Raw genomic sequence first — 6,815 nt, 5'->3', positions numbered from 1 at the left:
CGCGACATCTTTTCGCTTCTGATGCGTCAAAAAGGGATTTTCATGTACATCGGCAAAGCCGCCCAGCTGTCGGGCACCACCGTCAAAAGCATCCGCCATTACGAAGAAATCGGCCTGTTGCCACCCCCGCAACGCGAAGGCAAGTACCGCATCTACAGCCAGCAAAGCGTAGAGCTGCTGACCTTCATCAAATGCGCTCAGCAACTCGGCTTCAAGCTCAAGGAAATGCAGGCCATTCTGCAGGATCATCGCGGCCAGGAGCTGCCCTGGGATCTGGCCATGCAGGCCATCGATAACAAAAAGCAGGAATTGATGGGGCAGATCCAGGCCTTGCAGCAAGTGCATGACGGCTTGGTTGAGTTTGAGCTGAGCCTCAAAGATGCTCAGATGCAATGCCAGTTCGAACACCTGGAAAAGGCCCGCTGAATCCGCTCCGCCGCCCCTGAACGGCCATGGCGCCCCGTGCCGTTTTCAGCACGCAGGCGCCCCGGCGATTTAGCCTGGCACAGCCCCACCCCCCGGCTGCTCGCCCTCTTGCACGGCTGGCTGCGGCACAATCGAGGCAAAGAACCACGGCGAAATCAGCGTGACCAACAAAATGGTCATGAAGCCGCTGGATGACAGCGCCAGTATCACCAATACACCCAGGTCAATGACGGGTTTGTAGGCGGAGAACAGCAGCGCGACGAAGCCCATCGAGAAGATCACGACGTTGACCACCGTCGAGCGCCCGACGCCCTGCATGGCCGCCAGGATGGCCTCGTCGATCTCGATGCCCTTCTGCACCAGCATCTTGATCCGTGACAGCAGGTGAACGGCGTAATCCACGACGCCCACCACCAGGAACGTCACCAGTGTGGTACCGATGTTCAACTCGATATCCAACAGGTACATGCTGCCGTACACCGTCACCGACGTGGTCAGCAACGTCAGCATGCCGAGGATGCCCAGGCGTACTGACTTGAGCCAGAACATCATCATCAAGGTCACGGCCAGCAACGCCAGCGAGAAGCTCAGCACCTGACCCTGGGTGATTTCCTGCAACACCCCGGTCCATATGTACGGCGTACCGGCATGGGTGACCTGCAGGTTGGCCGGTTTGTTGATGGCCAGCCAGGCGTCCAGTTTATCGAGCATCGCCTGGTAATCGCCCGCCACAGAGGAGGTCATGGTGAACAGCGTCACCGCCTTCGAGTAATCGGCATTGAGCACGTTCTGCAAGTCAGTGCCGCCACCGTTCTCGAACATCATGATGTGTTGTTCGATGAGCGAGTTGCCATCGACATCGAAGGTCTCCGGTTTCCCGTCATCATCGACCACCGTCACCTGCTCCACCGCCTGCGGCACCCGCAGGAACGCAGGGTTCATGTCGTTGAGCACAAGGTTCATGCGCTTGATGTAGGTCGCCACCGAATAGGTGTAACTCACGTTCGGCTGGGCCTTGATGAACTGGTCCAGACGTTCGAGGAACTGCACGGTTTCAGTGGTCAGCGCGCCACGCGGAGTCTTGGTGTCGAAAGCGATCCAGCCCGGCGATGTACCGGCGACTCCGGCCCGGTTGATGAATTCGTCGGACATCCGCACCGGGCTGTCCTTCTTGAAGTAGGCAATGCCCGAGTCTTCGATATCCACCTTGAACGTGAACACCGTCATCATCGCCAACAACGGCAGGGTCACCAGCAATACCGGCTTGCGCCAGCGAATCAGCCAGGCACAGAACACCACCAGATAGTGGGAGATCAGCGACGCTTTCAGTTGCACTTTGCGCGGGACGGCATCTTTGCCCCAGATCGAAATCCACGCCGGAATCAGTAGCAACGAGATGATCAGCGCCGCCGTCAGGCCGATGGACATGAATACGCCAAAGTTGCGGATGCTGACAATATTGTTGGTGGTGGAAATCAGGAACGTGGCAATAGTCGTGACCGTTGTCAACACTACCGGCGTGACCATCAGGCGCTGGGTTTCCCGGTTGGCTTCGCGGAAAGACTTACCCGAATTGAGCTGTTCGTAATACTCGGCCATGACATGGATCGCGTCGGCACAACAGATGGTGAACAGGAACACCGGCAAGACACTGGTGAGCAAGTCCATCGGCACACGCAGCAGCGCCATCAGGCCAAGGGTCCAGATGGTGCAGAACAGGATATTGAACAGCGGCAGCACCACGCCCAGTGGTTTGCGAAAGAAGAAAACCAGCAGAGAGGTCACCAGCAGGAACACGATCGGGAACAGCATCGCCAGGTCGTGATCGATGATTTCCTGCTGGGCCGCAATGAAGATCGGCATGCCGGCGATGAACACCTCATCGGTGAACTCCGGGTGGGCGGCCTGGTACTTCGCGATGATCTCGCGGACCTGGTGATAAGCACGCAACTGGGCCTGAGCGTCGTCCTGTTTGGTGCCCAGTTCGGCGACGACCATGGCGACTTTCTTGTCCGCCGAGACGACGCCACCGACCATCTGCTCGTTGCCCATGATCTGCGCTTCGACCTTGATCGGGTCCATATCCAGGGCGTGCAGGGTCTTGTGGATCCACAACTCGCCATCGGCACTCAAGCTGATGTTTTCCAGGTCAGCCATCGAGGCCATTTCCTGGATCGGGTTGATCCGCTCGGCAAGAAAGCTCAAAAACTGCAGGTCATGGCTGTCCCAGTGCCGGGCAGTCCCATGGTCGCGCAGCGCTTTGGCGGCAGCGTAATCGTTCTGCGAAAAACCCTCGGCGAGGATCTGCACCAGCAAACCCTGGGCATCAGGGTCGTCACTGTGCAGGCCGACGATGCGCTGCAGTTCGACACGGTCCTCATCGTTCGCCAGCATCAACCGGCGTATGGCCTGGGACAGCTCAAACTGGGCGTTCAGCGACGTGGTGTTGAAGACACTCTCGGGGTTGTTCAGCGCCACCATGACCGAGTCATACGTGCCGGTGAACTCGCGCTGCAGATCAATGATCGTCTTGCGCGCCGGGTGAGTGTCCTTGAGCAGATACGGATTGGTGTCCGACATCAGCGCGCCGAGGGTGTAGGTGAAGTAGGCGGTGATCGCCACCAACACGAACACAATTGCCCGCGCATAGCGCTCGACGAAGTTCAGGTATCTTTCCATGAATGAGGGTTCCAGATGAATCGAGAGCGGCGCTTAGCGGGCAGACACGGCGTATTCCGGCAAGTCGCCGGCTTTCAGCCCGCGCTTGATCGCGGTCTGCGTGAACAGGCGGTCGTCCAGCGCGACGTTGTACTGCAACTGGTTGAAGCGCAGCTGAGAGCGCGTACCGGCGATGAAGTCCTCGGTTTCGCTGAGGGTAATGCTGTCGATCTGGTCGATGGTTTCAGTCTTCAGGGTGCGCATCTGCTTGAACATCACACCTTTTACATCGAAGAAGTCCTGGCGCAGCACCAGCGAGTTCTTCTTGTCAACCCAGACCTTGAGCTTGTTGTAGCCGGTCTTGGCCAGCACGGCAGGCGTCGCCGGCTCACGCTCGATCACGTAGCAATCGCGGCCCTGCAACTGCTCTTCGCCAACCAGCGTTTGGCGATAGTCTTCGGCGCGAATCTTGTCGAGGTCGGCATAGGAGTAGTCGCTACCCATGAACGCCCCGCGTTTGTCGGTGGTGGAAATCCTTCGGGTCTGTCGGCTGACCGGCAAATACATCCATTGGCTGTCTTCGAGGCCCAGGGCCTCGCGCGGGTTTTCGATGTGGAAGGCGACGTCACGCACATCACTCGGCGCGGAGAAATACATGGTGAATTTGTCGCTGTCCGGGTAATCCTTTTGCAGGTAGCTGAACTCGCGGATGCGGCTGTTACCTTGCTTGTCGATCAGGATCAGGGACACCTGGGACATGAAGCTCTTGCCGTCGTCGCGGTCCCGGGCCTGGCGAATGATGTCGTCGGCCGTGCGTGTTTCAGCTGCCATGGCGGCAGCGGCGCTCAGCAGCAGTGCGCTTACAGTCAGGGTCTTGAAGATGGGCAACATGGCGATTTCCTTTTCATTGTTTGAGTGGTTCGCACACCGCACCGGTGTGGTCAGAACAGATAACCGGCGGACAAGCGCACCTGGTCGCGGTTGTCGTACGCACCGAACTGGCGGTCGGGCTTGCCGAAGAACACATCGACTTCGAGCCCCAACTTGAGCCAGTCCACCGGTTTGTAGGTGAAGATCCCCTGAACGAAACTGTCGTCCTGCGCTGGCGGCGACATGCCGAATACCAGACGGGTCTTGAGGCGATCCTGGAACTGCGAGCCTTCGGCAGACACGGTGAACAGGTCGTCGCGTTTGTCCTGGACCATGCCGGGCTGCCAGTCGAGCAGCCGCTGATGTTGCCACTGCGTCGAGATCAGCCAGTCCCGCAAGAGGTAATCGACGCCCAGCAGCGACTTGGTCATCGCCGTCTGGTCGCTGCCGTAAGCGCGGTAAGGATTGGTGACGCGCCAATTGTCGAAGTAGGCGACTTCACTGCGTACCACGATGCTGTGGCCGGCATCGATGGCCACACCGGCGCCGCCCATGGAATAGCGCGGGAATTGCCGCTCGAGGCGAATCAGGCCCTCTTCGGTCTGGCCTTCGACGGCGTAAACCGGGTCCTGTTGGCGGGCGTTGAGGGCAACGAAGCTGACATCCACCGTGCCGATCCGGCCGTTGGCACTGGCGCCGTAACCGAAGCCACTGTGACCGTCATAACCGGGCCGCGAATCGACCACGAACATCTGCGGATCGGGTGTGGCAAAGATCGGTGCATCGAACTCGCTGCCGACGGCCGGCGCCTGGTTTTTCACAAAATCAGTGATCACCAGCGCTTCCAGCTCCCACTCGGCGACCGGCTGCACCAGGCGAACCATCGGCACGGCGATGCGGCTGTCTTCCAACAGACCGATCACACCCTCGCGATAATCCAGCGGGTTGATCTGATCGAGCACCCGTAATTCATCTGCACGCCCCCACACCACCTGCTGCCAGCCCACCGTCAGCTCGCCGTCACCGACGTAGAGCCCCCAGTAAAGGTGCCGCCAATCGGCAGTCGCCCGGTAATCGTCCCGGGCTTGCGCGCTGTATGGGTTGTTGCCGTCATAACGGAAGTCGTAACGGGCTCGGCCCTTGGCCTTGTAGTAGCCGCTGTCCCAGGCATCCTCCAGGCTGAACTTGAGGTACACGGCCTTTTGCGTGACCCGGTCGTCACCGTGCAAACGCACGGCCGTGGCAACGCCGATCTCCGCTTCATGGTGCTCCGGCAACCACTCGGCGATCGCCACTGGCGAGCCGAGGCTGACCAGCGCGGCCAAAAGGCCGCGGTTCAATCCCAGTCGAGCCATGGCTACATTCCCAACCCGGCACCGCCGTCGATCATCAGGCTTTGCGCCGTGACACCACTTGCCTGCGGGCTCGCCAGATAACGAACCATGGCCGCCACTTCGTCGCCCTGAATGAAGCGCCGTAGGGGCAACTTCTTCTTGGCATTGCGCAGGATTTGCTCGTGGCTGATCCCGGCGATGCGCGCTTGAGCCGCCAATTCGCCTTGCAGCATCGGTGTGTCGATCCAGGCGGGCAGGATGGCATTGACGGTGATTCGCCGTGGCGCCAGGTCCAGCGCCAAGGCTTTGGTCATGCCGATGATGCCGTGCTTGGAGGCGCAGTAAGCGGTGTTGCGAACCTTGCCCGCTCGGCCGAGGATCGACGACATGTTGACGATCCGCCCACCCTCCGCCATCAGTGGCAGGCACAACGAGGTGACGTAAAAGGTGCCGTTGAGGTTGATCGAAATCACCTTGTGCCAGTTGTCGAGGTCTTCGGGTTCGTTCTCGTCGCAGACCCCGGCGCTGTTGACCAGCACATCGACAAAGCCGACCCGGTTGGCCAGGCCCTTGAACAGAAGTTGCAGGCTGGCGAGATCGGCGATGTTCGCTTGATGGGTTTCGATGCGAGCGGCAAATTCGCCCTCGGTGACCCAGCTCTGCAAGGTTGCCAGATCCCGATCAAGCAAGATCAAAAGGTGCTCGGCCTGGGCTGCAAAACTTTCCGCGACGGCGCGGCCAATACCATTGGCCGCGCCGGTAATCACAATCGTGCGTAACTGGCTCATGGCATTTTCAATCCGCCGTTGACGGACAAGACTTCGCCCGTGACGTACAGGCCGCGCTCGGCCAGATACAGCACCGCGTCGGCAATTTCTTCAGGGCGGGCGAACCGTTTGATCAACAGCCGCGACTGGATTTCCTGCTCATGGGCGCCGACCAGGGCTTGGCTCATGTCGGTGCTGACGATGCCGGGCGCCACCGCGTTGACCCGGATGTTGCGCGGCGCCAACTCCACCGCCAGTGCGCGTGTCAATGCTTCTACACCGCCTTTGGCGGCGGCGTAGTTGCTCTGGCCCTTGCCGGGCTTTTGCGCGGCCACCGAACTGAGGTTGACGATGCACCCGCTGCGTTGGCGCATCATGCAGGGCAGCACCTGCTGACAGCACAACAACGTGCCGACCAGGTTGGTCTGGATGACCTCGGTGATGTCGCTCAACGATTGCGTGGCGAGCAAACCGTCACGGGTAATACCGGCGTTGTTGACCAACAAGTCGATACGCTCGAAACGTTGCTCGACCCGTTCAAAAAACGCCTGAATGCTCGGCGCTTCCTTGACATCACACTGCACGGCCAGGCAGTCCCGGCCGAGCCCTTCGACCTGCGCCTGCAAGGCAGCGGCTGACGCCTCGTCACGGACATAACTGAAGGCAACCTGATAACCCGCGCCGGCCAGGGCCAGCACGATGGCCTTGCCAATGCCGCGACTGCCGCCGGTCACGACAGCTATTTTCTGAGTCATGACCG

6 protein-coding genes are annotated in these 6,815 nt (G+C 60.0%); 1 reads left to right on the top strand and 5 read right to left on the bottom strand.

The features are described from left to right. Positions 1 to 42 precede the first annotated feature (42 nt). Entirely contained in the window at positions 43 to 426 is a 384-nt protein-coding gene (locus BJQ17_RS03600; protein ID WP_003253954.1) for a MerR family transcriptional regulator, read from the top strand. A 69-nt stretch (positions 427 to 495) separates the two neighbouring features. On the opposite strand, the gene BJQ17_RS03595 is transcribed toward BJQ17_RS03600, so the two are convergent. From BJQ17_RS03595 to BJQ17_RS03575, 5 genes are read right to left on the bottom strand one after another with little or no spacing between them, the layout of a single operon-like run. After that, complete coding sequence (locus tag BJQ17_RS03595; RefSeq protein WP_070095540.1) at positions 496 to 3,105, bottom strand: RND family transporter; 2,610 nt, start codon at positions 3,103 to 3,105, stop codon at positions 496 to 498. A 33-nt stretch (positions 3,106 to 3,138) separates the two neighbouring features. Then, positions 3,139 to 3,975, bottom strand: coding sequence for an outer membrane lipoprotein-sorting protein (locus tag BJQ17_RS03590; RefSeq protein WP_020192855.1), 837 nt, complete (start codon positions 3,973 to 3,975; stop codon positions 3,139 to 3,141). A 50-nt stretch (positions 3,976 to 4,025) separates the two neighbouring features. Beyond that, a complete protein-coding gene (locus tag BJQ17_RS03585) occupies positions 4,026 to 5,309 on the bottom strand; it encodes a DUF1302 family protein (RefSeq protein ID WP_070095539.1) in 1,284 nt (427 codons plus the stop codon). 2 nt (positions 5,310 to 5,311) lie between these two features. Then, entirely contained in the window at positions 5,312 to 6,076 is a 765-nt protein-coding gene (locus BJQ17_RS03580; protein ID WP_070095538.1) for an SDR family NAD(P)-dependent oxidoreductase, read from the bottom strand. After that, the gene (locus tag BJQ17_RS03575) at positions 6,073 to 6,810 is read right to left on the bottom strand and encodes a 3-oxoacyl-ACP reductase family protein (protein WP_019751281.1); all 738 of its coding nucleotides are present in this window, start codon (positions 6,808 to 6,810) and stop codon (positions 6,073 to 6,075) included. The genes BJQ17_RS03580 and BJQ17_RS03575 overlap by 4 nt, the downstream gene beginning before the upstream one ends. Between the last annotated feature and the right edge of the window lie 5 nt (positions 6,811 to 6,815).

Source organism: Pseudomonas sp. NBRC 111139 (assembly GCF_001753955.1).
GTDB classification, from domain to species: Bacteria; Pseudomonadota; Gammaproteobacteria; order Pseudomonadales; family Pseudomonadaceae; genus Aquipseudomonas; species Aquipseudomonas alloputida.
This window is presented reverse-complemented; position numbering and strand designations above follow the sequence as displayed.